This window comes from Flavobacterium notoginsengisoli, assembly GCF_042686225.1.
Classification (GTDB): domain Bacteria; phylum Bacteroidota; class Bacteroidia; order Flavobacteriales; family Flavobacteriaceae; genus Flavobacterium; species Flavobacterium notoginsengisoli.
Window position 1 is genome coordinate 92343 of record NZ_JBHUOT010000013.1, and the last position, 25525, is coordinate 117867.

The window sequence follows — 25525 nt, forward strand, 5'->3', positions numbered from 1 at the left end:
AAGATTGTAACAAAAAACAAACCCGACAAATTTAAAAATTGTCGGGTTCTTTATGTTTTAAAATTCAGGCTTTTACAAATATCTTTCTTCGAAAACTTTTTGATGATGTTTTTGATGTCCAATTATCACAAAACCTAATGCTCTAACAGAAATCGGATTACCAGACGCAGTTCCTATTCTTTTAAGCTGTTCGTTAGATAAACTTTTATAAAACAATAAATTAGAATGTCTTACGGCAGAAAGCTCCGTTAACAAATCTTGTAGATGTCTTGAATTAGCATCGGTATTATCAGCATAATCCTGTTCCTCAAAACTTGGAAGAGGAGTTTTATCATTTCTTGAAAAACGTAATGCTCTGTAAGCAAAAATACGTTCAGTATCAATGACATGTTGGATAATTTCTTTAATAGTCCACTTTCCTTCGGCATAACGATAATCAAATTTATCCATTGGAATGTTTTGAACAAATCGGATAAACTCATGAAGAGAAATTTCTAACTCTTCAATTAATTTTCCATCCCCTGCTTGTTTTAGATAAGTCCCAAAATGACCTGAATATTCATTTTCTAATATATCGCTGACATTCATTCTTTTTATAAAATTAAATTTATAATTCTGTTTTATGCTGAGTTTCTACTTGCATTAGTATTTCCAAAAAGAGATCTCGTTACAATTTTTTCATAAACTTTGATCAAATCTTCGTTTGGAGTTTCTGCTTTATTTAACTCATTAATTCTAAGTAAAGCATATTGCTGAATTGTCAATAAAGGCAATACAATACGCTCTCTAATTTGAATTGAGGCAATACCATCAGGATAATTTTCCATCAAAGTTTTATGTCCTGCAATTTTTAAAAGTAGTCTTTTTGTTTCTAAAAACTCAGTGTGAATAATATTCCAAAATTCTCCAAATTCAGGATCCTTACTCATATATGCTGTTAAAGGCAAGAATGATTTTGCTAATGACATCATACTGTTTTCCAGTAAAGTTTTAAAGAACAATGAATTGTGGTACAAATCACTTACTTTGTCCCACTGATCGCTTTCTTCAAAATGTTTCAAAGCAGAACCAACACCAAAGAATCCTGGTACGTTTTGCTTTAATTGACTCCATGAACCTACAAATGGAATTGCTCTTAAGTCAGCAAAATCAAGAGATTCTGATTTACTTCTTTTAGATGGACGACTTCCAATGTTTGTTTTAGAATAATATTTCAGCGTACTCATTTTTTCCAAATACGGAATAAACTTCGGATGGTTTTTAAAACTTAAATATTTTTGATAACCTAAATCTGCTAACTGATTCAAAATCTGAGTTTCATCAGCAGATAGTTCATTTTTATCTTTGGCAAAAACCTGATTGGTAACACCGGCAGTTACCAAGTTTTCAATATTATAACGGCAAGAATCTAAAGTTCCGAAATTAGAACTGATAGTTTGTCCCTGAACAGTAATCTGAATTTCATTATTTTCAATTTTTGGTCCCAGAGAAGCATAAAACTTATGTGTTTTTCCTCCTCCACGTGCAGGTGGTCCTCCACGCCCGTCGAAGAAAATAGCTTTAATTCCGTATTTTCTGGAGATTTCAGTTAATGAAATTTTTGCCTGATAAATACTCCAGTTGGCCATTAAATAACCACCATCTTTTGTACCATCAGAAAAACCAAGCATGATAGTCTGCTTATTTCCTCTTGATTTTAAATGCTTTGCATATTCAGGATTAGTATATAACTGCTCCATAATAGAATGAGCATTTTGCAAATCATCTACAGATTCAAAAAGAGGAATAATATCAACCGTAGGATTTTCCCAATTATTCAGACGAATCATGGCAAAAGTTTCCATTACGTTCAAAGCACTTTCATTATTACTGATGATATAACGATTTGCACCTTCTTCACCATTGTTTTTCTGAATTGTTTTGATAGCCTGAACAGACTCTAAAGTTGATCTAGTAATCTCATCTTCAAAATCAGCCGGATTTAAATCTCCTTTAACTTTCGACAAAACATCGATTTTTTGATCTTCTGTCAATTCATAATAATTTTCAGGAAAAATAGCCGAACCAGATTTCTGGTAATGATCAACTACATCCTTAAATACTTTGTTGTGAATTTTACTGTTTTGACGAATATCTAAAGTCGCAAAATGGAATCCAAATAAATTGATTTTTACCAATAGTGCTTCTAATTCATCTAAATACAGAGACTGATGTTTTTCGATTATAATCTCTCTTATAGTATTCAATTGCGTCAATAATTCATCCAAAGTGATAAAAATATCTCCTTTAGAATAAAATACAGAACGGTAAAGTTTATGTTCAAGATCAGCTACCAAAGTATCTACACCAGAGAAAGTTAGCTTGCGCTTAAGATTTCTCATTTCTACATAATAGCATTTCAAAATTGAAGTTCTTAAGCGATCTGCAACTTTAAGTGTAATTTCTGTAGTAACGAATGGATTTCCGTCGCGGTCACCTCCCGGCCAGAAACCTAGTTTGATTAATTGGTTCTGAATTGGAGTTCCGTCATTAATGTTTTTTTGAAGGTAATGAACAATTTCCCCTGCTGTAGCATAAAATACGTTTTCCAAATACCAGATCAAACTTACTGCCTCGTCATAAGGATTTGGTTTTTCATGCTGGATAAAAGGTGTTTTTCCTAACTGCGCTAGTAATTGTTTGATTTTAAGCAAATCATTTTGGCGAATTGCTTCAGTCAAATCATTAATAATACCCAGAACTGGTCCAGGATAAAATTGTGTAGGGTGCGCTGTCAAAACCGTACGAACATTGAAATTTTCTAAAAACTCAACTAATTCGTCGTCTTTTTCCTTAGCATCTGATTTTTCCTTAATATCGCGTAGAGATCCTCGCCCTTCCATGTTGTTAACCTCCGGAAAAGCGGCATCTTCAATAGCATCAAATAATACAATTTGTCGTTCAATATATTGAATAAATCGAAACATTAAATCGACCTTTTCTGTTTCAGATGCATTATTTAAAAATTTATTAGAAAAGAAATCAAAAATTTCTTTTGGAGTTTCCTGTTTTTTAAAGCCCGTTTCGCAAGTTTCTGTAAATAATGGTAGTAAAACCCCCGTATTATCTATAGAATCAAATGGTAATGTTATAAAAACACTATTATAAATGTGGTATTTTGAGAGAACGTCCTGATTAAAACGCTCAATTTTCGGCAACGTATACATAATCGTGTTATAGTTGGTTGGTTAATTAGTCATAAAAAAACCCCAAGAATAAACTTGAGGTATATTTTAATATAGCATTCAAGAAGATTTCTTACATATTTTTGAAAATAGTATGCATCAAACGTTTCTTATCGTTTATACTTTCTTCTAATGAGATCATTGTTTCAGTTCTGTAAACACCATCGATGTCATCAATCATGAAGATAACTTCTTTTGCGTGTTTAGTATCTTTTGCTCTAATTTTGCAAAAAATATTGAATTTTCCTGTAGTTACAGAAGCTACAGTAACGAATGGAATTTGGTTAATTCGCTCTAATACAAATTTTGTCTGAGATGTATTGTTTAAAAATACACCTACATAAGCAATAAATGAATACCCTAATTTATCGTAATCTAAGGCTAAAGAAGAACCCATTATTATACCTGCGTCTTCCATCTTTTTTACTCTAACATGTACTGTTCCAGCAGATATCAATAATTTTTTTGCAATGTCAGTAAACGGAACTCTCGTATTGTCTATTAACATATCTAAAATCTGGTGATCTACTTCATCTAAACGAAATTTACTCATAATTGTTTAATTAATATTACTAATTGCTATTACAAAGTATAAAATTATATATAAAAAACAACAAATTCACATAAAAATTAACTTTTTATTAATCCGTTAACAAATTTAACATTTTTATTTAAATAAAAATTTGCTTTTTGATCCACTTTTGGAAAGTTTATGAAATCATCCGAATATTCTTCGCCTTTTGCGTCATATTCATAATGTCCAAAGAAATTTTCCAACTCACCTACTTCAGCAATGTAAGCGTTAAAATGAATCTTATTTTCGATTAATTCTTCTTTGTATTGAGCGACAAAATTCGTAATAATTTCGATACCATCATAATTTATTTTGACATTTTTATACATAAAATCATAAAAAACCACATTATTTTGTGAAATATTCAAATATTCACCAATTCGATTATCCACTAAATCGTTTTCGGAAATTAGTTGGAAGCTTGAAATTAACGAGAAAAATATGTATTTACGTGTAATTTCCCTTTCATAATCCCCTGGGTAATGTCCTGCTTCAAATAAGATTGTTGGAACTCCTAAAAACTGAAAAGTGTCTCCGATACAATTAATATTAAAAGAATCATCAAAACGGCCAACCTGTCCTGGGATATATTCCTGGAGTACTTTATTGATCCCTGCTATGATATTTATAGCTTTTTGTCTGTTTTCATTTACTTCTCTTTCTTCATTATAAGAGGGTGCTAAAAAAGATACAGTTGCTGGTTTTCCATCAGTTCCTGCGCCAAAAATTGTGCGTTGATCATGAAGATTAAAACAGTAGTGTGGTTTAAAGTTTTCAAACACGTTACGCAATACATTGCTTTCTGGCTGTGTTAAGTTTTGAGAATCGCGATTTAAGTCAATTTCGTTTGCATTCGCTCTCGTATATAATCTTGCGCCGTCCGGATTTAATATAGGAATACATAAAAAAGTAAAAGTTTCCAGCATTCTTTTGGCAAAATCAGTTTTGCCATTTAATAAATTGATATAATCAAATAAGGCTTTTGTGGTGGTACTTTCATTTCCATGCATCTGTGACCACAAATATATGCGAGTTGAACCGGTACCAATTTGGTAACTATATATAGGTTCTCCCAAAACAGATTGACCAATAAGTTGTACTTGATTATTTGTGTTTAATTTATCTAAAAGAGGTTTTATATGGTCTAAAGTCAAATATCTTCCAGATATAGTTGGCTCTTTGTATTGTGTAAAAAGTTGTTCTAAATTCATTTTGTCTTGATTAGTTTACAAAAGTAAACATCTTTATTTTTACAATTGTGAAAGACGAAAAGCTTTAACAATTTAATATTGTAAACATTTTTTTGAAACAGTTATGAGAATAAAGTGAAATAACCAATTGCGTTTTTTATTTTTATAAATTTTTAAATTTAATATATTGTAATTCAACATTTAAAGTTATTTTATTTAATGTTTTGTTTTAGATAAAAGTTGCACTTTTAACGAATTAAAGGAATGTAAATTGTTTTGCCAATTCTTTTTGTTTACATTTGTAAATAGTTGATTTTGAATAAATAATTTACAATGGTAAACATAGATGATTTTGTAAAGAGACTTGAAATTATACTGGAATATTACAGTCTGAACGCTTCTGCATTTGCTGACAAAATAGGAATACAACGTTCAAGTATGTCTCATCTTTTATCAGGAAGAAACAAACCTAGTCTGGATTTTGTAACGAAAATTCTGGAAGTTTTTCCGGAGGTGAATCTGTATTGGATTTTAACTGGAGAAGGAAATTTTCCGGATCATAATAGTAAAGATTCAAAATTTTCTACTGCTCTTCCACTTTCTCAAAACTCTGACCAAACTCAATTTTCTAATCTTAAAATAAAAAATGAGAAAGACGAAACAGAAATCCTTTCTGAATTAGGAAACAAAAATATAGATGTAAAAGATGATGAAATCGAAAAAATTGTTTTTTTCTACAAAAATGGTACTTTTAAGACCTACTCTTTGTAATGAAAAATTTAGAGCATATTTGGAGACAAGTTCAGGAAATTTTCAAATATGCGATTCTCACGCGTTAGGAGAAATTCTCAGAAATTACAATTCAATGCCATTTTCAGGAATTTTACCCAAAACTCCTTTATAGTGATTTTTTAGAATTTCATAGTCTGCTTCGAAATTTCCTGTTGGATAAAATGGTTTCCCCAGATTTACTTCTTTTTTGCCCCAGTCAAAAGCAACAGGGACAATCGGTACTTTCGCTTTGAGCGCAATAAAATAAAATCCGGTTTTTATCTCGTCTACTTTTTTTCTGGTTCCTTCCGGAGCAACAGCTAAACGGAAAACTTCTTTCCTGTCAAAGATTGCTACAATTGCATCTACTTTATTTAATCCTCCAGTTCTGTCTAAAGGTTCTCCACCAACATTTCGAAAATAGAAACCAAATGGAAATTTAAATAACTCCTTTTTAGCAACAAAATTCATCTGAAGTCCGGATATTCCCCGCGTAAAAAAACCTATATAAAAGTCATGATTGCTTGTATGGGGCATCACAACTAGTACACATTTTTTTACTTCGGCATTTTCAATTCCCACTATCTTCCAGCCCATTAGCTTATAAAAGATGAATTTGTATAATAGTTTTTTCATGAAAGATGTAATATTTGATGCAAAATAAAAGATTTAATGGTAAATTTGAGTAAAAGCATACAAAATGATTCGCAAATTTTTCAGTTACATTATACCTATTAAAATATTTAAAAAGAAATCTGCCAGAAGCAAAATGATTGAAGTGACATGGGCAAATGGCGAACTGGTTCTGGATACTGAAAATACAAATTATTCCTATGGAAGTCTTCAACGGATATTAAGGTACGGACTTCGAAATATTGGTTACGAGAATATTTTAAAAATGGATCATATTTTGTTACTGGGAGTTGCCGGTGGAAGCGTTGTTAAAACTCTTGTTGATGAGATTCAATATAAAGAAAAAATTACCGGAGTCGAAATTGATTCTGAAATGATTCAAATCGCGAACCAATACTTTAATCTCAATCAAATTCAGCAATTAGAAGTTGTAATAGATGATGCTTTTGAGTTTGTTTTAAAAACCAAAGACAAATACGACCTCATTATTATAGATATTTTTGAAGATACACATATGCCTAATTTTTTGTTTGAAAAGTTTTTCTTAGATCGAATTTGTATTTTATTAAAAGACGAAGGATATATTTTATTTAATACTATGATATTAGATGAAGCCCATAACGTTCGAAACAGAAAGTATCTTTCTGAAGTAAACCCGAAATTGTTTACCGCAAAAATGCTTCCACGGATTGAAGTCCACAACGAATTAATAATTATAAAAAAAGTAGCCTAATTTCATGAGACCCCTTACTTCCATTTTAAACGCCTTACCTCCTACTAAAATAATTGATGAAACAGTTCATGTTTCGGAATATGCACCGATTAATCTCTCCGTTTCAAATCAGGAATTGATTGATGCAAAACTGAATACATCAGAAGATTTTGAAAAGTATATTTCAGATTATCTGGAAAAAAACAATGCAAAAGTTGCTTATGGCGGTTATATAGAAGGACGTTCCTTATATCAAAGAAGCTCGATTTTTTTGAATGAATCAAAACCGGAACGAAATATTCATATTGGTCTAGATTTATGGACAGATGCCGGAACCCCGGTTCTTGCTGCTTTAGACGGCAAAGTTCATAGTTTTAAAAATAATATTGGATTAGGAGATTACGGCCCAACTATAATTTTGGAACACGAAGTAGAAAATGAAAAATTTTATACTTTATACGGACATTTGTCGTTAGAAAGTATAGAAAACTTAACGATCGGAGACTATTTTAAAAAAGGTAAAAAAATTGCTACCTTAGGAAATGCCTCAGTAAATGGAGATTATGCACCGCATGTCCATTTTCAAATCATACATAATATTGAAAATTACTGGGGAGACTATCCTGGTGTCTGCAATACTAAAGACCTGAATTTTTATATCGAAAATTGTCCCGATCCTAACTTATTATTAAAAATTACTTAAATAGTTATGAAGAAAGCAGGATTGATTATATGTTTGTTATTACTAATTGGATGTAAAACTAAAACCGTAAACAGAGATACAGAAGATTTAAAAATCAAAAAAGTTAGCGGAACTGAAATAAACTCAAGTCAGCAGCAAAAGGCTTATGATTTAGGGAAAAGAGTGCTGTCAACTTGTAATACTTCAAAATTCAAACCCTTTAATGAAACTGAAGTGACCAAATCGGTAATGGAAAATACAACTGAGGAGCGTTTGACTAAGACCTGCCAAAGGTTTAGACAGTATTACGGAAGTTTTATAGATTTAAAATTGGATGGAGTTTATAAAACCAAACATGAAGTCATTTATCGCTATCATGCTTTATACAGCAAGAAAGTCGCTAACAAAGAATTAAGAGTTTTTGTAAATGATGAAAATCTCATTTCTGCCATAAAATCAATGGATTGGGATGAAAAATTTGATGCTAAATTGGCTAATCAATAAATTAAAAATATGAATTTAAAATTAACCCTTCTTCTATTATTGTTTATTTCGACATTTGCAAAAGCACAACACTCAATTAGTGTGAAAGGCTCAGCTCTTTTTCCTGCAACACAGGAATATACTTTTATTTGTGAAAAATATGCTTTTACAGGCGAAGCCAAAATTCAAATAGCAAAAACAGAAAAAGGCGGTATTTTAAAGATTACTATCGATACTGCAAATGATAAAGCCCGAATTGCGGGTGGTTTGTATGTAGATTTGGCAAATGCAGATGTCATTGCCTGCACGGATAAAAATGTAAAAGAATCGAATGAAGGAAAAACAACTTCTTATTACTATTTCACTCCGGCAGAATGGTTAAAATTGAAAAAAAATGATATTTACGCTGTTAGGTTTATTATTTCAGGAGGTCCAACTACTTTTGGAAATCAGACAGGGTATTTTACAGCTTACAATAAAATGAATTATTTCTCGACAGCATTCGATAAAAGCAAAAAAACATTTGATACAGCTAAAGAAATTAGTGTTTTATAATGATTTTTCAATCTAATAAATCTTATATTTAACATTAAAATTTTCCTATGAATGCAAATGAAACCCTAATAACAAAATTTTATACCGCTTTCGCAAATGCCGATGCAAAAACAATGAGCGAATGTTATCATCCGAAAGTTCATTTTATTGATCCTGCTTTTGGTTTGCTTAAAGAAAATCAGGTTTCAAAAATGTGGGAAATGCTGCTTTCAAAAAGTAAAGGAAATTTAAAAATTGAGTTCTCCAATGTAAAAGCAGATGATTCTACTGGTTCTGCCAATTGGGTTGCAACATATAATTTCAGTAAGACAAATAGAAAAGTTGTCAATAAAATTAGAGCCGAGTTTGTTTTTAAGGACGGATTAATTATCAAACATACTGATAATTTTGACGTATGGAAATGGTCAAAACAAGCCTTCGGCCCTATGGGATACTTATTGGGATGGACAGGTTTTTTCCAGAAAAAAGTACAGAAACAGGCATTACTGTCCCTACAAAAATTTCAAGAATCAAAATAAAACCTTTTTTCATTTTATATTTGCCTTTCGCCCGATTATAATTTATTGTTACTTATTGTTTTGTAGTAAAAGTATTAATCTTAAATACTAATGAAAGAAATCGTACACAAAAAATTAAATCAATTACAGGCAACCGCAATTTGTGGTAATGATATTAGTTCTTCCTGTCTGTATGTTTCTGCTTTAACCATTTTATATGCGGGACAGTATGCCTGGATTTCTCTTTTAATTGTTGCCATTGTCTTATTTCTGTTCAGAAAAATTTATGGAGAAGTTGTCGGAGCAATTCCTTTAAATGGTGGTGCTTATAATGTTTTACTAAATACTTCAACTAAAAGATTGGCTTCTTTGGCCGCAACTTTAACTGTTTTGTCTTATATGGCAACAGCTGTAATTTCGGCCTCAGAAGGAATGCACTATTTACACGGAATTTTCGAAAGTTTGAATATTACAATTGCTACCGTTGTTGTATTGGTTTTGTTTACAGGATTAGCAATTTTAGGAATTGGTGAATCAGCTTTTGTGGCGGTTATCATTTTCCTTACACATATAGGAACTTTAACACTATTGGTTTTAGCCTCAATTTGGTTTGTTTTAACTCATGGTTTAGCAACCTTCCACATTAACTGGCATACTCCTATCGCTTACGAAAGTATTAAAACGGCACTGTTTCTGGGTTTTTCTGCAGCTATGCTGGGAATTTCTGGTTTTGAAAGTTCTGCCAATTTCGTTGAAGAGCAAGAACATGGCGTTTTCCCTAAAACACTTCGAAACATGTGGGGAATTGTTAGTTTCTTTAATCCGGTTATTGCTATTTTGCTTATCAGTGTAATTCCCTTAACTGAAGTAGGAGAAAATAAAGAATCTCTCCTGGCGCATTTAGGACAAACAACCGGGGGATCCTGGCTGGCGTGGCTGATTTCAATTGATGCCGTTATGGTACTCTGTGGAGCAGTTTTGACTTCATTTGTCGGTGTTTCCGGACTTTTAAACCGAATGACATTAGATAGAATTCTTCCAAATTATTTTCTTAAAACCAATAAAAGAGGAGCCCATTACAGAATTGTAATAAGTTTTTTAATTCTTTGTATTTCAGTACTTTTTGCAACAAGTGGACATTTAGAATCTTTGGCAGGAGTTTATACTTTTTCATTTCTAGCCGTAATGGCTTTATTCGGGATTGGAAATTTACTGTTAAAGTACAAACGAAAAAAACTTCCAAGACCCGAACGTGCCAGAGGTATCGCAGTTGTTGCCGCAGTTTTATTTGTAATTGCTGCTTTTATTGGAAATATGGAACTTAATATCAATTCATTCTATACTTTTCTGCAATATATGATTCCGGCTTTATTGTTTATTGGTATCATGCTCAACCGCGTTATGCTAATTCGCCTGCTAATTGAAGCTTTAGAATATTTCTATCAGCCACTCAGAAAAATGGTTATTGTAAGTAATCGCTATCTACAAAATTTAAGCTCGCAAATTAATTCTCAGGAATTTGTGTTTTTTACCAAAGGAGATGACATCACGATTTTAAACAAGGTATTGCAATATGTCGAAGATAACGAAACAACCAAAAAACTAAAAATTGTTCATATCAAAAACGACTCAACCAATAATGAAGCACTTAAAAAAGACCTCGAAGTTTTAGATCGCGCCTACGACGGAATTGATATAGAATACTTAGAAATTCAAGGTACTTTTGGTCCGGAAATAATTGACGAGCTTTCTCAAAAATGGAAAATTCCTAAAAACTTTATGTTTATAGGATCTCCTGGAAACAAGTTTTCTTATCGTGTTTCAGATCTTGGTGGTGTGCGTTTGATAATGTAATTTTTTAGAAGCAGGAACATTTATTTTTTGTATAACGTCTAGTCCCGCTATCCGTTTCAATCTTTTCCTTTTTAAAGAAAAAAGTAAAAGGATTTACACTTCTATCGGGGCTAAATTAGAAAAATCCGTTCTCATAAGAAATAATAAACCTGACAGAATTTTTAAAAATGAACATGCCCCAAAAAGTTAGACACTATTTGAGGCATTTTTATGAATAAAAATCTGTTTTGATCTTTATAATCTGTAGCTAAAAAACTTTAATCAATTAAGATTTAAACCAGTTCTCCACTAATTCATCTTCAAATGAAGTAGGATTTTTGTGAATAAACTCATTTCGGTTTTTGTCATAAGAATAATCCAAAGCCCATTCTTTATGATTTGCCGCCAATTCTTTAATGCTCGCACAAACAAAAGCAATTTCTTTATCTGTAGTTGTTGGATGAATCGACATTCTAATCCATCCCGGTTTTTTGATCAAATCGCCAATTGTAATTTCATTAACCAATTTATTAGAAGTTTCCTGATCGACATGCAATAAATAATGACCATAAGTTCCTGCACAGCTGCATCCGCCTCTGGTCTGAATTCCAAAACGATCATTCAGGATTTTTACTCCTAGATTGAAATGAAGGTCATCAATAAAAAATGAAATTACGCCAAGACGTTCTTTATGTTGTCCTGCTAAAATTTTAATATTGGAAACAGGTTCTAATTCATCAAAAACATAATCTACGATTTCGTGCTCACGCTGCATAATATTTTCAATTCCCATTTCCTCTTTAAGCTCAATAGCCAAAGCTGTTTTGATAACCTGAAGAAAACCTGGAGTTCCACCGTCTTCACGGTCTTCTATGTTATCGATATATTTATGCTCGCCCCAGGGATTTGTCCAGCTTACAGTTCCTCCTCCCGGACAATCAGGAATCATATTGTTATATAATTTTTTATTAAAAATTAAAACACCAGAAGTTCCCGGGCCACCTAAAAATTTATGTGGAGACATAAAAATAGCATCCAAATAAGCTTCAGGATCAGCAGGATGCATGTCTACTTCTACATAAGGTCCCGAACAAGCAAAATCAACAAAACAAACACCATTATATTTGTGCATTAATTTTGCAGCTTCATGAAAAGGTGTTCTCAATCCTGTAACATTAGAACAAGCTGTAATTGAAGCGATTTTTATTGTTCTGTTGTTGTACTTTTCTAATAAAGCTTCCAGATTTTCTAAATTAAATAGTCCTTTTTCACATGATGGAATAATCTCTACATCAGCAATCGTTTCCAGCCACGAAGTCTGATTGGAATGATGCTCCATGTGCGAAATAAAAACAATTGGTTTCTTTTCGGCAGGAACATTAGTAAAGCTCTTTAGGTTCTCAGGAATTTTCAACCCTAAAATACGCTGGAATTTATTGATAACTCCTGTCATTCCTGTTCCATCTGTAATTAAAACATCATCATTGTTTGCATTGGCGTGACGTTTAATAATATGTCTGGCATGATGATACGCTTTTGTCATAGCTGTACCCGAAACAGTAGTTTCAGTATGTGTATTGGCTACAAAAGGGCCAAATTCGTTCAATAATTTTTCTTCAATTGGACGATACAATCTGCCACTGGCAGTCCAGTCAGTATAAATAATTGATTTTCTGCCATAAGGTGACGTAAATTCCTGATTTATACCGACAATATTTTGCCTAAAATCCTGAAAATAAGTTTCCAAAGTGATGGTACTATTTTTGCTATTCATTGGTTGTGCCTTGTGTTTGACTGCAAATATATTGCTTTTTTATAAAATTGCGAATTTATCAATAGTAAACTTCAAATATTACATTCCTGTCGGGTATCTTTAGTTAAAAGAACTTTTTTTTAATAAATTATCATAATATCCTATCGAATTAATAGGCATTAAACTAATAGTAAAGTATTAATTATGGGAAATTTATCAGTAGCTACCTTTGGTGGTGGTTGTTTTTGGTGTATAGAAGCTGTAATTCAGCGTTTAAAAGGTGTAGAATCAATAAAATCGGGTTACTCAGACGGATTTATAAAAAATCCGGCTTACCGGGAAGTTTGTACCGGAAGGACAGGACATGCAGAAGTTATTCAGGTAACTTTTAATCCTGACATAATTTCATATCATGACTTAATTTTTATATTCATGACAAGTCATGATCCAACAACTTTAAATCGTCAGGGAGGTGACAATGGAACTCAATACCGCTCGATTATTTTATATCACAATGACGAGCAAAAAGAAATAGCAGAAAAAGTATTTGAAGAAGTACAACCGGCTTATGCTGATCCAATTGTTACGCAATTGAAGTCTTTTGAAGTTTTTTACGAAGCAGAAGATTATCATCAAAACTATTATAATGAGAATCAGGAAGCAGGATATTGCCAGGTAGTAATTGATCCGAAAATTCAAAAACTAAAAAAAATGTACGCTGATATGTTGGTGGACTAATTTTTTATAGGTTAGCCATAGATTAAATGGATTAAAAAGATTTTCTTTCTTTTTTGCCACGAATTACACGAATTCTCACGAAATTTTTTTTTAATTTAACAAAAAAGAATGTGCATTTGTATAATTCCTGGCCAGCAAAAAATTCTTTTAATCTTTATAATCTGAGGTAAAACAAGAAAGAAAAAAGTAAAATGAAAAATTTAAAAATAAACAATCGATTTACAGCCGAATTACCTGCTGATCCAGAATTGACAAACGAAATTCGTCAGGTAAAAAATACGCTGTTTTCGTATGTAAATCCAACAAAACCTTCAGATCCAAAACTAATTCACGCTTCGGAAGAAGTAGCGGAATTGGTTGGGATTTCAAAAGAAGAAATTCAGTCAGATGAATTTTTAAATGTTTTTTCAGGAAAAGATATACTGGAAGAAACACAGCCTTATGCGATGTGTTATGCTGGACATCAGTTTGGAAACTGGGCAGGACAATTAGGAGATGGTCGTGCTATAAACTTAACCGAAGTTGAAAATAACAATAAATTTTACACGCTTCAGCTTAAAGGAGCCGGAAAAACTCCTTATTCCAGGACAGCAGATGGTCTGGCTGTTTTGCGTTCTTCTATAAGAGAATATCTTTGCGCCGAAGCCATGCATTATTTGGGAGTTCCTACAACCCGATCACTTTCTTTGATGCTTTCCGGAGATCAGGTGTTGCGTGATATTTTATACAATGGAAATCCTGCTTACGAAAAAGGTGCTGTGGTTTGTCGTGTTGCTCCGTCATTCATACGTTTCGGAAGTTATGAAATGTTGACCGCCAGAAACGAACTTAAGAATTTGAAACAATTTGTAGAATATACAATTAAGCATTATTTTCCTGAAATCACTGGAGAACCAAAAGATCAATATATACAGTTCTTTCAAAAAGTTGCAGATACCACCAGAGAGATGATTTTACATTGGCAGAGAGTGGGCTTCGTACACGGTGTTATGAATACTGATAATATGTCAATTCATGGAATTACGATTGATTATGGTCCTTATGGCTGGTTAGAAAATTATGATCAGGACTGGACGCCAAATACAACAGATAGTCAAAACAGAAGATATCGTTTCGGAAATCAGCCTCAGGTTGCGCAATGGAATTTATTTCAATTGGCCAATGCACTTTATCCGCTTGTTAACGAAGCTGCGCCTTTAGAAAAGATTCTTGATTCTTTTATAGTTAATTTTGATAAGGATTACAAAATAATGTTTTTGAGTAAATTAGGAATCTTTACTTTAAGTGATTCTGATGATAAAATCATAAAAGGTCTTGAAGAAATTCTGCAATTATCAGAAACAGATATGACTATATTTTTCAGAAACTTAAATCAGATTCAAAAAGAAGATTCTGTAGAACAGGCATTCGAAAAGATTGAATATGCGTTTTATTTGCCACAAGAAATTAAAGGAGCTGTTCTAAATGCGTGGCAAAAATGGCTTTCAGTTTACTTAAAAAGATTAGCAAGTGAAGAGCTTTCAGATAAAGAAAGAGCCTCTAAAATGAATTTTATAAATCCAAAATATGTGCTTCGCAATTATATGGCTCAATTGGCTATTGATGAAGCCGATAAAGGTAATTATGGTTTAATTGATGAATTATTTCAACTTTTAAAGAAACCTTACGATGAACAACCGGAATCAGAAAAATGGTTTGCCAAACGTCCGGATTGGGCCAGAACTAAAGTAGGCTGCTCAATGCTTTCTTGTAGTTCTTGATATTTTTTTGGGCCACTAATTCACGAGTTATTTTAGCTATTAAACATATAAATTCGTGAATTAGTGACTAAAAATTATTTATTAGTAATAAAATCCAGAATCATAGTTGCATGGATTCTTGAGTTTTCTATAAACCATTTGTGTGTCTGCATACCGCCACAAACAACACCAGCCAAAAATAAACCTTCTACATTGGTTTCCATAGTTTCAGGATTATAAACTGGTATTTTCAGTTCATCATCGGAAAGCTGAATTCCCATTTTTTCCAGAAAATTCAAGTCTGGTTTATATCCTGTTAAAGCTAGAACAAAATCATTTTCGATTGTAATTGTACCGTCTGGAGTTTCTATTTCCACTTCATTTTCAGATATTTCTGTAATATTGGATTGAAAATAGGCCTTTATACTTCCCTCTTCTATTCGGTTTTCAATGTCTGGTTTTACCCAGTATTTAACGCGATTATTGATTTCATTTTTACGAATTACCATTGTAACGTCAGCTCCTTTTCTCCAGCATTCCAATGCTGCGTCTACAGAAGAATTGTTCGCTCCAACAACCAAAACTTTTCTAAAAGCATACTCATGTGCTTCTTTATAATAATGACACACTTTGCTAAGATTTTCTCCGAAAACGTTCATTTCAATCGGGATATCGTAGAATCCTGTTGCAATGATAATATTTTTAGATTGATACTCTTGCTTGTTTGTTTTAACATCAAAAATTTCATTATTATTTTTTTGAACGCTGACAACTTGTTCAAACAAATTAATATTGAATTTAAAATAACGGTGAATATTTCTATAATACTCTAAAGCTTCCTGACGTCCTGGTTTTGGAGCCAGACAATTAAATGGAATATCGCCAATTTCTAACCTTTCTGCAGTAGAGAAAAAAGTCATGTAAAGCGGATAGTTAAAAATACTATTTACGATAGCTCCTTTTTCTATAATTAGGTATTGAAGGTTTTTCTTTTCGGCTTCAATCGCGCAGGCAAGGCCAATTGGCCCTCCACCTACTATTATAAGATCGTATAGTGATTCTGTCATTTTATTTTTGCCAGTCTTTAAATGGATTCTTACTTAAATAGGCATTGTAATATCTTTCATCATTAGTCACTTCTTCGCCAACCCAATCCGGTTTTTCGAAAGCTTCTGTTTCAGAACTCAATTCAATCTCAGCCATTACTAATCCTTCATTTTCTCCATAAAATTCATCTACTTCGTAAACATGAATCCCTGATTTTATTTCGTAGCGTGTTTTTTCAATTTTACCTTTCTCACACAATTTCAAAAGTTCTGTTGCTTCGTCTAGCGGAATTTCATTTTCCCATTCAAAACGTGACATACCGCCGCTTTGACTTATTCCTTTTATTGTAATAAATCCTTTGTTTCCTTTAATTCTAACCCTAACAGTTCGTTCCGGAACAGAACTCAAATAGCCCTGAGCAATTTTATTTTGAGTAAAAGCCTGATTCTTGAAGTCGTCAGATTTGACAAGAAATTTTCTTTCTATTTCGACCATTTTTAAATCTAAATTATTTTTTATGCAAGTTACTCATTTTAGTCAAGTCTTTGAAAAGATAAGAAATGAAAAATATGTTAATTTAAAATCTGACATATGGATTGCAAAAACATTAAAATAACTGATTATTAATACATTACGTGTTATTTTTTTAGTTAAATTTGATAGAATCTTAACTTCATCATCTATGTCTAAAAAAGCACTTTATCTATTAGGCATTGCAATAACCATTGTTTTAGGTACATTTTTATATCTAAAATTTTGCTGCAACTGCTCTGAGAAAATTACAACGGATGATACTCCAAAAACAGTTTCAATACCTGTTCAGGAGCCTAATTTTGTTCCGTTTGTATTAAATGGTCCGGGAATTGAATATCAAACCAATGATAATCTCAAGTTCCTTAAAAACAACGCGACTTTAATAATGCCTGTCAGTGATTCTGTCATTAATGGTATTCAAGAATTAAAGACATTCCTGGTTTCAAACCCTCAACAAAAAGTAACGATAACGGGCTATGCAACATCAGATGAAACAAATACTACAACTTTTGAAAATTTGGGTCTGGCAAGAGCAAATGAAGTCAAGAATTACTTTGTATCTGAAGGATTATCAGAAAAGCAATTCAACACAAAAGGGGAAATTATAGAAAAATGGAAAATGAGTGCAGATACACTTCTAGGTCCGGCAAACTATACGTTTGATAGTATAGATTCTATTGCAACAGCAACTACTGATGAATGGACCGCTTTAAGGAATAAAATTAATGAAAATCCTTTAATTCTACACTTTAACACAAATCAGTCAAGAGAAACTTTAACTACACTTGAAAAGCAAAAAGTTGCGGATATTGTGAAATATACTGAACATGTAAAAGAGGCTGTCGTTTTAGCCGTAGGGCATTCTGATAATGTTGGAAATCGTGATTCAAACATTGTTTTAGGACAAAAAAGAGCAGAATTTTCTAAAAAATATCTTTCCAAAAATGATATTGACGCTGAAAGGATTGAAACACAATCTAAAGGACCGGATGAGCCAATTGGAGATAATAATACTTCTGAAGGAAAGGCATCAAACAGAAGGACTGTAATTACTATTAAATAATTAATCAAAACATACGATCATGAATATACCTTGTATCTTAATACCTGTGCTAGTGGGATTAATCTGTGGAATTTTAGGTTACTTACTAGGAAAAATGAATTCAAAAAATGATGATTCTCTTGCGTTATCGCTTCAGGCTGATCTGGATGCCTGCAAAGCTAATACTCGAAATTTAAATGCAAGAATATCAACTCTGGAAGCAGATTTAGCAGCAGCCAAATCTAATCCGGCTCCACAATCATTTGCTGCAACAGCTCCAACTTTAATACCGTTTAACAGTGAGTTAGCCGCAACTGTTCTCGGTAAGAAAATCAAAGAGAATGACTTAAAAGTTGTGGAAGGAATTGGGCCAAAAATCGAAGCTTTGTTTAATGATGCCGGAATAAAAACCTGGTATGATCTTTCACAAGCTTCAACCGAAAAATTACAATCTATTCTCGATGCCGGCGGAGAAAATTACGCTATACATAATCCAAGTACATGGCCTAGACAAGCTTTGATGGCTTATCAGGGAAAATGGCAGGAACTGAAAGACTGGCAGGATAGCCTTCTAGGCGGAAAAGAATGATTCATTTAAGGTTCAGAGCGACAAAGAAACAAAGTTGCAAAGGTTTAGCTTTTACGCAGAAGCTTTGTCTTCTTTGCTTTTTCTTTAATTAATTATACAAAAAAGGTACAAAGTTTTTTACTCTGTACCTTTGTTATTTTGTCACTTTAAAAAAAGTCTTTTTGCCATTCTTTTGTTGTATTATACCACAATCTCCCGTTTTTAACTTCTAATGGACAATCTACATTATTAGTATATAATGCTCCTGTTCCTAAACCTTGCGGCATTTCTGAATTCTGAAGAAAAGTCCATTGTGCAATAGCATTTAAACCAATGTTGCTTTCTAACGCAGAAGTGATCCACCAGCCAATATTGTATTTATCTGCTAATAAAATCCATTCTTGTGTTCCTTTAAATCCTCCAATAAAACTAGGCTTCAAAATAATGTATTGTGGTTTTATTTCCTGTAGTAATTTTTCTTTTTCTTCAAATGAAAATATACCAATAAGTTCTTCATCTAATGCAATTGGAAAAGGTGTTTCTTTACACAATTGAGCCATTTCAAGAATATTTCCTTGTCTGATTGGTTGTTCAATACTATGTAATTGAAATTGATTTAATTGATTTAATTTAACTAAAGCTTCTGTTAAAGAAAAAGCACCATTTGCATCGACGCGAATTTCTATTTCTTCAGGCGAAAAATGACTCCTTATAAACTTCAACAATTCCAATTCTTTTTCAAAATCAATTGCTCCAATCTTAAGTTTTATACAATTAAAGCCATCTGTTAATTTATCTTCAATCTGTTGTTTCATAAAAGAAGATTCTCCCATCCAAACCAATCCATTTATGTTGATTGAGCTCAAATTTTTAGTAAAATCTGATGGAAACAAAAGATATGGATTTTCACTTTTTAATGATAAAAACGCCATCTCAATTCCAAATTGAATTGACGGAAACTCTAATAAAGCTTCCCAAAGTGCTTTTTCTCCTAAATGGATATTTTCGCAAGTCCATTTCAATTTTTCTTCGTAATCTTCACGATCATCTGCACTTAATCCTCTCAGAATTCCGCACTCTCCAATTCCTTTTTTATCGTCTTTTTCCAGAATAATAAACCAGGTTTCCTTTTCTGTCATAATTCCGCGCGACGTTCCGGACGGTCTTTTAAATTCTAATAGATACTTGTAATAGGATGCTTTCATTTTTAAAGGTACTAAGGTGCTGAGATACTGAAATGCTAAGTTTTAAAAAAGACTTTACAGAGCTTTTGATAACTGAAAATCTTAATTGTATAATTTTAAGATTCTTTCAAAATCTTTCGAAGGTAAACCTGCTTTTTCAAAAACCTGAAAATCAAGTTTTGTTTTCTCAATCCAGCTTAAACTATCGGTAACATTTTGAGTTTGGTATTTTTTATAGATTGTTTTTGCAGCACTATAATCGTTATTAACTAAATATGCATGTGCGAGATTAAGTTTTACCAATAACTCTGTATCATCCAGTTTTTCTCCTTCCTGAAGTACTTTTAATGCTTTTGCATACTGTTTGGTCAAAATATAACAATAGCCCAAAGAACTATAATCTAAAGCTGTTGCTTTCCCCTCATTAACAATAGTATTTAATTTCGGAATTGCTTCATTGTATTTTTGCGCTTTGATTAAAGAAGAAGTTTGTTTTCTTAAATCATTGAAAACATTTTTAGAGATATCCGAATCTTTATAACAGGCATTTCCGAAATCTTTATAAACTTTTGTTTTTTCAACGGCTAATAATTTCTGAAACTCATCATAACGATATTGTTTCATTATTTTATTTAAAATACAAACACAAAAATCATCTGAATTAGCCATTTTTTGTGCCATTGTAGAAGTTTTACACAAACTTATGATTTCATTTTTGTTATCCTGATTCCAACCGCGATTCAGTTTAGTATCAACCCAGGGTACAACTTCTAAAACTACTTTCTGACTTAGAATCCAGTTTTTGCTTTCGAAACCAAACCAGATTGTACTAATATTTTCTTTTAAACAAGAGGATTTATTAACAGATAATCGTTTGGCATCTTTGCTTACAGGTTCTGCCTGAGAATAACAAGCATCATTGATTTTACCGTTTGCAACATATTTTTTAGCGTTTTCGTTTGAGGTAAAAATGGAATAAGTACATTGATCGTCTCCCGAAATTTTAGACATCAAAAACACCGCACCAGCCGATCCCTGACTTACTCCTGAAGGATCTGGAATTGCTTTTAATAAGGAAACTAAGCTATTGGCCATTTCCTGATTTTTATCTAAAAGTGTAATTCGGTATACGATTTCTGTAGTTCCTACTGGAAGGTCTTCTGTTGCAATAGAGATTCTATCTCTTGCAGGTACTATAATTTCTTTTGTAGTTGCACGTTCTTTATCCCAGTAACCATCTTTTTGAGCAAAAGTGTTGTAAGAAACTACAATAAATAGAAAGAGGAATATTTTTTTGAAAGTTGAATTTTGTGAGGATGTTTGAATTGCCACAGATTTCACAGATTAAAATGATTTTTATTTTAAAAACTCCAGTATTTCAATAACATAGATTGTGCCAAATAACTTTCTTATGGAACCGACATTCTTTTGTGTGGTCCCGATAGTTATCGGGAGCCACAAAAGATATTTCATATATCGGCATTAGCTTCTTATTATAATTCTATCGATTCTCCGATTTCTAAAAGCATCAAATCTTTTCCTTTGTCGAAAAATTTACGGATAGCATCTTCATGATTGATTTCAATATAACCGAAAGTATCAAAGTGATATCCTAAAATCTTATCACATTCTACAAAGTCTGAAGCTATAATGGCATCTTCAATATCCATTGTAAAATTATCGCCAATAGGAAGAATTACTAAATCTAATTCCGTACGAAGCGGAATCAATTTCATATCATAAGTCAAAGCAGTATCACCTGCGATGTAAATGTTTTTGTGTTCACCTTCGATTACAAATCCTCCTGGGTTTCCTCCGTAAGTTCCGTCAGGAAAACTGCTTGAGTGAATTGCGTTTACATATTTTACTTTACCAAAATCAAATTTCCAGCTTCCACCATGATTCATTGGGTGCGAATTGAATCCTTTACTTCCATAATAAGTAGCGATTTCAGCATTTGAAACAATGACAGCATTTGTATTTTTTGCAATTGCTTCAACATCCAAAACGTGATCTCCATGAGCATGCGTAAGCAAAATATAATCTGCTTTTAGGACATTGATATCAATACCTGCTGCTTTTGGGTTTCCGGTAATAAATGGATCCACAATAATATTTTTTCCTCCTACTTCAATTGCCAGAGAAGCGTGTCCGTAATATGTAATTTTCATTTTTGTTTAATTTTAAGTTTAAAGTGTTTCTTATCTTCCACCTAAAAACAAGTTTACAATGATATCTGAAATTAACGAAATCATACAAACCGTTAGTAAAATTGAAAGTAAAAAAGTGCTTAGTGCCAGTTTTTTTAATTCCGGATCTAATAATTTAGGATCCTGATTTTTATAAACTGTAATTAAATGTTTAGTTAAAGGAATATAAGCCAATAAGAATAAATACTGATCAAAATTATAATCACTTAAAATAGCAAAAATTACTACTAAAAGCATTGCTGTAACGATCAAGGTATAATGATAGACTTTAGCATTTGCAGCGCCAATCTGTACCACAATTGTATTTTTCCCAGCCTTTTTATCTGATTCCTGATCGCGCATGTTATTTAAATTTAAAACCCCAACACTCAACAATCCTATTGAGATTGCAGGGAGAATTAAAAGCGGATCTACTTCTTTTGCATATAAAAAGTTTACCCCCAAAGTACTTACTAATCCAAAAAAAATAAAAACGAATATATCTCCAAAACCTCGATATCCGTAAGCTGAATTCCCTACCGTATATTTAATTGCTGATACAATTGCAGCAATTCCTAATAATAAGAAAAAGATAGAATAACCAAAATTGTCTTTTCCAAATGCAAAATAGATTAAGATTATTGCAGATAACAAAGTCAGAAATGAAGTAATCATAATCGCTTTCTTCATTGCCGCGGGTGTGATAACGCCGCTCTGTATCGCACGTTGTGGCCCAACTCGATCTGCATTATCAGTACCTTTTACTCCATCTCCGTAATCATTGGCAAAATTGGATAAAACCTGTAAACCTAATGTTGTTAAAAGAGCGAAACCAAAAATTTTCCAGCTGAATACTTCTGTCGGCGTATTAATAGTTTCTGTTGGATTTGATAAAGCATAAATACTTCCAACTATAATTCCGGAAACTGATAAAGGCAATGTGCGCAATCTTGCGGCTTCAATCCAATGTTTCATATTGTAATTTTAGATTTAAGAATGTAGATTTTAGATTATTTATATTCTGATTAAAAATGGATAGACTGAAAATCTAATATCTGAAATCAGAAATCTAAAATTATTTAAGGCAACCATTTATTTTCGCCGAAATTTGGTTTTCTTTTTTCTAAGAAAGCATTTCTTCCTTCTTTTGCTTCTTCTGTCATATAAGCCAAACGAGTTGCTTCTCCTGCAAAAACCTGCTGTCCAACCATACCGTCGTCAGTTAAGTTCATGGCAAATTTTAGCATTTTAATAGAAGTTGGTGATTTTTGAAGAATTTCCTGCGCCCATTCGTATGCAGTAGCTTCCAGTTCATCATGAGGAATTACAGCATTTACCATTCCCATTTCAAAAGCTTCCTGAGCAGAATAATTTCTACCCAAAAAGAAAATTTCACGCGCTTTTTTCTGTCCTACCATTTTAGCTAAATACGCAGATCCGTAACCTCCGTCAAAACTAGTTACATCAGCATCTGTTTGTTTAAAAATGGCATGTTCTTTACTTGCAAGCGTCATATCGCAAACGACATGTAAACTATGTCCTCCACCAACGGCCCATCCTGGCACAACAGCAATTACAACTTTAGGCATAAAACGAATTAAACGCTGTACTTCAAGTATATTTAAACGATGCTGACCATCCTCACCAACATATCCCTGATGTCCACGTGCGTTTTGATCACCTCCGCTGCAGAAAGAATAAACCCCGTCTTTTGTTGAAGGACCTTCTGCAGAAAGTAAAACAACTCCAATTGAAGTGTCTTCTTGTGCATCATAAAAAGCCTGGTATAATTCTGAAGTGGTTTTAGGGCGAAAAGCGTTTCTAACATTTGGTCTGTTAAAGGCAATTCTAGCTACTCCATTGCATTTTTTATAAGTTATATCTTCAAATTCTCTGGCTGTAATCCAATCCATTTTGATTTTTGTATTTAAATATTATAGTGTAAAAATAAGGCATTTTTATAATTTTACCTACTCAATTCGGGTTTAGTCGTGACGAAATCGATGCACAATGTTAACAATTGGTATTTACTTACAAAAAATAACATTTTTTAACATTAGTTTAGAAAAATAATAATTAATTTTACATCCTAGAAATCAGCTAGATACATTTTATTTGCTTGATTTTAGATTGATTTTCTTTCACTGATTTATTAACCTAAAAAATGATTTTTTTGAGAAAATTTAAAAAATTTGTCGCTCATTTTTTTAGGGTTTTCATTAACAAACCTCAAATTAAAGAGCAAATGATTTATGTGTTTGTCGAAACTTCAAAAAGAAAAAAGTAACACCTAAGGTTAAATGTTAGAATTGTATCTATAATTAGTATATAAAGGATAACGAAAAGAGGAAAAGTACTAATTCACACTTTCTAAAAGTTATTTATAAACCAATGGAGTAGCCGTGAAATTCTCTTTTTGCTTTTAAGATATTTACATTAATTGTTTAAAAGACATACCGTCAATAGGATAATCTCTAAAATACGTAAAGCTATTATTCTGAGATGGATTCGAATTATTTTATTTCTGTTTTTTTTTAATTACAATTTTTTTTAAAACTAGAATAAAAAGCAAAAGGCTGCTCGTAATGAGCAGCCTTTTGTGTTATAATAACTTCGCAAATTCAAAAAAACAAATTCTAAATTATTGTGTCCAATTGTAATTTGGAATTTAAGATATTTAGTTTATCAGGTAAATACCGTCTTCTTTAATTTCAATCAGTCTTTCTTTGTACAATGTGCCAATTGCTTTTTTGAATGATTTTTTACTCATTTTTAAAACAGTCTTGATGTCTTCCGGATGAGAATTATCATTTAGCCTTAGAAAACCTCTGCTTGCTCTTAATTCACTTAAGATTTTTTCTGCATTAGGTTCAATGCTTTCAGCTCCTTGTGCCTGAAGTGCTACATCAATTTTGTTATCAGGACGTATATTTTTAATATAGCCACGTAATCTTTGACCGGTTCTGATAGAATCGTCGTAAACTTCATCTTTGTATAAAAGACCTTTGTGTTGTTCGTTTATAATAACATTGATTCCCATATCTGTAATATGAGAAACGATCAGATCTACTTCTTCCCCTTTTTCAACAGTCAATTGATCATTGTTTAAGAACTGATTCGTTTTACTTGAGGCAACTAAACGATTAGTTTGTTTATCCATGTATAAATAAACTAAGTAACGTTTTCCTTTTTCCATCGGACGGGCTTGTTCTTTGAATGGCACAAGAATGTCTTTTTCCATCCCCCAATCCATGAACGCACCTACATTGTTGATATAATTTACTCGTAAAAGGGCAAATTCATTTAATAAAATGTAAGGGACCAAAGTCGTTGCAACTGGTCTCTGTTCGTGATCTAAATAAACAAAAACGATTAATTCTTCGCCAATTTCAAATTCTTTTGGAACATATTTATTTGGAAGTAAAACGTCGTGAACACCTTCAGGGTCATTTTCAGGATCTCCTAAAAACAAACCAACTTTGGTATCACGTAATATAGTCAGGGTATTGTATTTTCCTATTTCAAGCATTTTTTTAATATTCTAAGCTGATTAAACAACTAAGTTTTGTGTAGCAAA

The 25525-nt window shown here is 32.2% G+C and carries 25 protein-coding genes; 11 read left to right on the forward strand and 14 right to left on the reverse strand.

What is annotated here, in order from left to right:
• Positions 1-72 precede the first annotated feature (72 nt).
• The 4 genes from ACFS3A_RS23500 to ACFS3A_RS23515 all read right to left on the reverse strand — a co-directional run bounded on the left by ACFS3A_RS23500 (position 73) and on the right by ACFS3A_RS23515 (position 5009).
• Positions 73-588: a DinB family protein gene (locus tag ACFS3A_RS23500; RefSeq protein WP_379828001.1), complete on the reverse strand. Its 516-nt coding sequence runs from the start codon at positions 586-588 to the stop codon at positions 73-75.
• Positions 589-620: 32 nt separating this feature from the next.
• Entirely contained in the window at positions 621-3206 is a 2586-nt protein-coding gene (locus ACFS3A_RS23505; protein WP_379828002.1) for a phosphoenolpyruvate carboxylase, read from the reverse strand.
• A gap of 91 nt (positions 3207-3297) precedes the next feature.
• A complete protein-coding gene (locus ACFS3A_RS23510) occupies positions 3298-3777 on the reverse strand; it encodes an Lrp/AsnC family transcriptional regulator (RefSeq protein WP_008468989.1) in 480 nt (159 codons plus the stop codon).
• A 77-nt stretch (positions 3778-3854) separates the two neighbouring features.
• Complete coding sequence (locus ACFS3A_RS23515; RefSeq protein ID WP_379828003.1) at positions 3855-5009, reverse strand: M14 family metallopeptidase; 1155 nt, start codon at positions 5007-5009, stop codon at positions 3855-3857.
• A gap of 312 nt (positions 5010-5321) precedes the next feature.
• Here ACFS3A_RS23515 and ACFS3A_RS23520 point away from each other — a divergent pair, with 312 nt between their 5' ends.
• Entirely contained in the window at positions 5322-5759 is a 438-nt protein-coding gene (locus ACFS3A_RS23520; protein WP_379828004.1) for a helix-turn-helix transcriptional regulator, read from the forward strand.
• Positions 5760-5843: 84 nt separating this feature from the next.
• On the opposite strand, the gene ACFS3A_RS23525 is transcribed toward ACFS3A_RS23520, so the two are convergent.
• On the reverse strand, positions 5844-6395 hold the full coding sequence (locus tag ACFS3A_RS23525; RefSeq protein WP_379828005.1) for a 1-acyl-sn-glycerol-3-phosphate acyltransferase: 552 nt from the start codon (positions 6393-6395) through the stop codon (positions 5844-5846).
• Positions 6396-6459: 64 nt separating this feature from the next.
• On the opposite strand from ACFS3A_RS23525, the gene ACFS3A_RS23530 reads away from it, so the two are divergent.
• The 6 genes from ACFS3A_RS23530 to ACFS3A_RS23555 all read left to right on the forward strand — a co-directional run bounded on the left by ACFS3A_RS23530 (position 6460) and on the right by ACFS3A_RS23555 (position 11175).
• Positions 6460-7125 carry a spermidine synthase gene (locus tag ACFS3A_RS23530; RefSeq protein WP_379828006.1) on the forward strand — a complete coding sequence of 222 codons (666 nt, stop codon included), beginning with the start codon at positions 6460-6462 and terminating at the stop codon, positions 7123-7125.
• Between the two features lie 4 nt (positions 7126-7129).
• Complete coding sequence (locus ACFS3A_RS23535; RefSeq protein ID WP_379828007.1) at positions 7130-7807, forward strand: peptidoglycan DD-metalloendopeptidase family protein; 678 nt, start codon at positions 7130-7132, stop codon at positions 7805-7807.
• 6 nt (positions 7808-7813) lie between these two features.
• Positions 7814-8290: a hypothetical protein gene (locus tag ACFS3A_RS23540; RefSeq protein ID WP_379828008.1), complete on the forward strand. Its 477-nt coding sequence runs from the start codon at positions 7814-7816 to the stop codon at positions 8288-8290.
• Positions 8291-8299: 9 nt separating this feature from the next.
• Positions 8300-8824, forward strand: coding sequence for a hypothetical protein (locus ACFS3A_RS23545; RefSeq protein ID WP_379828009.1), 525 nt, complete (start codon positions 8300-8302; stop codon positions 8822-8824).
• A 47-nt stretch (positions 8825-8871) separates the two neighbouring features.
• Positions 8872-9342: a nuclear transport factor 2 family protein gene (locus tag ACFS3A_RS23550; RefSeq protein ID WP_379828010.1), complete on the forward strand. Its 471-nt coding sequence runs from the start codon at positions 8872-8874 to the stop codon at positions 9340-9342.
• 90 nt (positions 9343-9432) lie between these two features.
• Positions 9433-11175, forward strand: coding sequence for an APC family permease (locus tag ACFS3A_RS23555; protein ID WP_379828011.1), 1743 nt, complete (start codon positions 9433-9435; stop codon positions 11173-11175).
• Positions 11176-11440: 265 nt separating this feature from the next.
• Here ACFS3A_RS23555 and ACFS3A_RS23560 read toward each other — a convergent pair whose 3' ends face one another.
• Positions 11441-12928 carry an aminotransferase class V-fold PLP-dependent enzyme gene (locus ACFS3A_RS23560; RefSeq protein WP_379828012.1) on the reverse strand — a complete coding sequence of 496 codons (1488 nt, stop codon included), beginning with the start codon at positions 12926-12928 and terminating at the stop codon, positions 11441-11443.
• Positions 12929-13111: 183 nt separating this feature from the next.
• Between ACFS3A_RS23560 and msrA the strand changes: the two genes are divergently transcribed.
• Both msrA and ACFS3A_RS23570 read left to right on the forward strand, forming a co-directional pair.
• Positions 13112-13645 (forward strand): peptide-methionine (S)-S-oxide reductase MsrA, encoded by a 534-nt coding sequence (gene msrA / locus ACFS3A_RS23565; RefSeq protein ID WP_379828013.1) that lies wholly within the window; start codon positions 13112-13114, stop codon positions 13643-13645.
• A 191-nt stretch (positions 13646-13836) separates the two neighbouring features.
• Entirely contained in the window at positions 13837-15405 is a 1569-nt protein-coding gene (locus tag ACFS3A_RS23570) for a protein adenylyltransferase SelO (RefSeq protein ID WP_379828014.1), read from the forward strand.
• 74 nt (positions 15406-15479) lie between these two features.
• Here ACFS3A_RS23570 and ACFS3A_RS23575 read toward each other — a convergent pair whose 3' ends face one another.
• On the reverse strand, positions 15480-16451 hold the full coding sequence (locus tag ACFS3A_RS23575; protein ID WP_379828015.1) for a YpdA family putative bacillithiol disulfide reductase: 972 nt from the start codon (positions 16449-16451) through the stop codon (positions 15480-15482).
• Position 16452: 1 nt separating this feature from the next.
• Entirely contained in the window at positions 16453-16926 is a 474-nt protein-coding gene (locus ACFS3A_RS23580; protein WP_379828016.1) for a CYTH domain-containing protein, read from the reverse strand.
• A 187-nt stretch (positions 16927-17113) separates the two neighbouring features.
• Here ACFS3A_RS23580 and ACFS3A_RS23585 point away from each other — a divergent pair, with 187 nt between their 5' ends.
• Positions 17114-18028, forward strand: coding sequence for an OmpA family protein (locus ACFS3A_RS23585; protein WP_379828017.1), 915 nt, complete (start codon positions 17114-17116; stop codon positions 18026-18028).
• 19 nt (positions 18029-18047) lie between these two features.
• Positions 18048-18596, forward strand: a complete 549-nt coding sequence (locus tag ACFS3A_RS23590; protein WP_379828018.1) for a hypothetical protein — start codon at positions 18048-18050, stop codon at positions 18594-18596.
• Positions 18597-18742: 146 nt separating this feature from the next.
• Here ACFS3A_RS23590 and ACFS3A_RS23595 read toward each other — a convergent pair whose 3' ends face one another.
• The 6 genes from ACFS3A_RS23595 to ACFS3A_RS23620 form a co-directional block, all read right to left on the reverse strand.
• Positions 18743-19780 carry an o-succinylbenzoate synthase gene (locus tag ACFS3A_RS23595; RefSeq protein ID WP_379828019.1) on the reverse strand — a complete coding sequence of 346 codons (1038 nt, stop codon included), beginning with the start codon at positions 19778-19780 and terminating at the stop codon, positions 18743-18745.
• Between the two features lie 81 nt (positions 19781-19861).
• Positions 19862-21100 carry a tetratricopeptide repeat protein gene (locus ACFS3A_RS23600; RefSeq protein WP_379828020.1) on the reverse strand — a complete coding sequence of 413 codons (1239 nt, stop codon included), beginning with the start codon at positions 21098-21100 and terminating at the stop codon, positions 19862-19864.
• A gap of 152 nt (positions 21101-21252) precedes the next feature.
• Complete coding sequence (locus ACFS3A_RS23605) at positions 21253-21930, reverse strand: metal-dependent hydrolase (RefSeq protein WP_379828021.1); 678 nt, start codon at positions 21928-21930, stop codon at positions 21253-21255.
• Between the two features lie 30 nt (positions 21931-21960).
• Positions 21961-22923, reverse strand: coding sequence for a 1,4-dihydroxy-2-naphthoate octaprenyltransferase (gene menA, locus ACFS3A_RS23610; RefSeq protein WP_379828022.1), 963 nt, complete (start codon positions 22921-22923; stop codon positions 21961-21963).
• Positions 22924-23027: 104 nt separating this feature from the next.
• Entirely contained in the window at positions 23028-23861 is an 834-nt protein-coding gene (locus tag ACFS3A_RS23615; protein WP_053473251.1) for a 1,4-dihydroxy-2-naphthoyl-CoA synthase, read from the reverse strand.
• A 764-nt stretch (positions 23862-24625) separates the two neighbouring features.
• A complete protein-coding gene (locus ACFS3A_RS23620; RefSeq protein ID WP_379828023.1) occupies positions 24626-25477 on the reverse strand; it encodes a CvfB family protein in 852 nt (283 codons plus the stop codon).
• Positions 25478-25525: the final 48 nt, after the last annotated feature.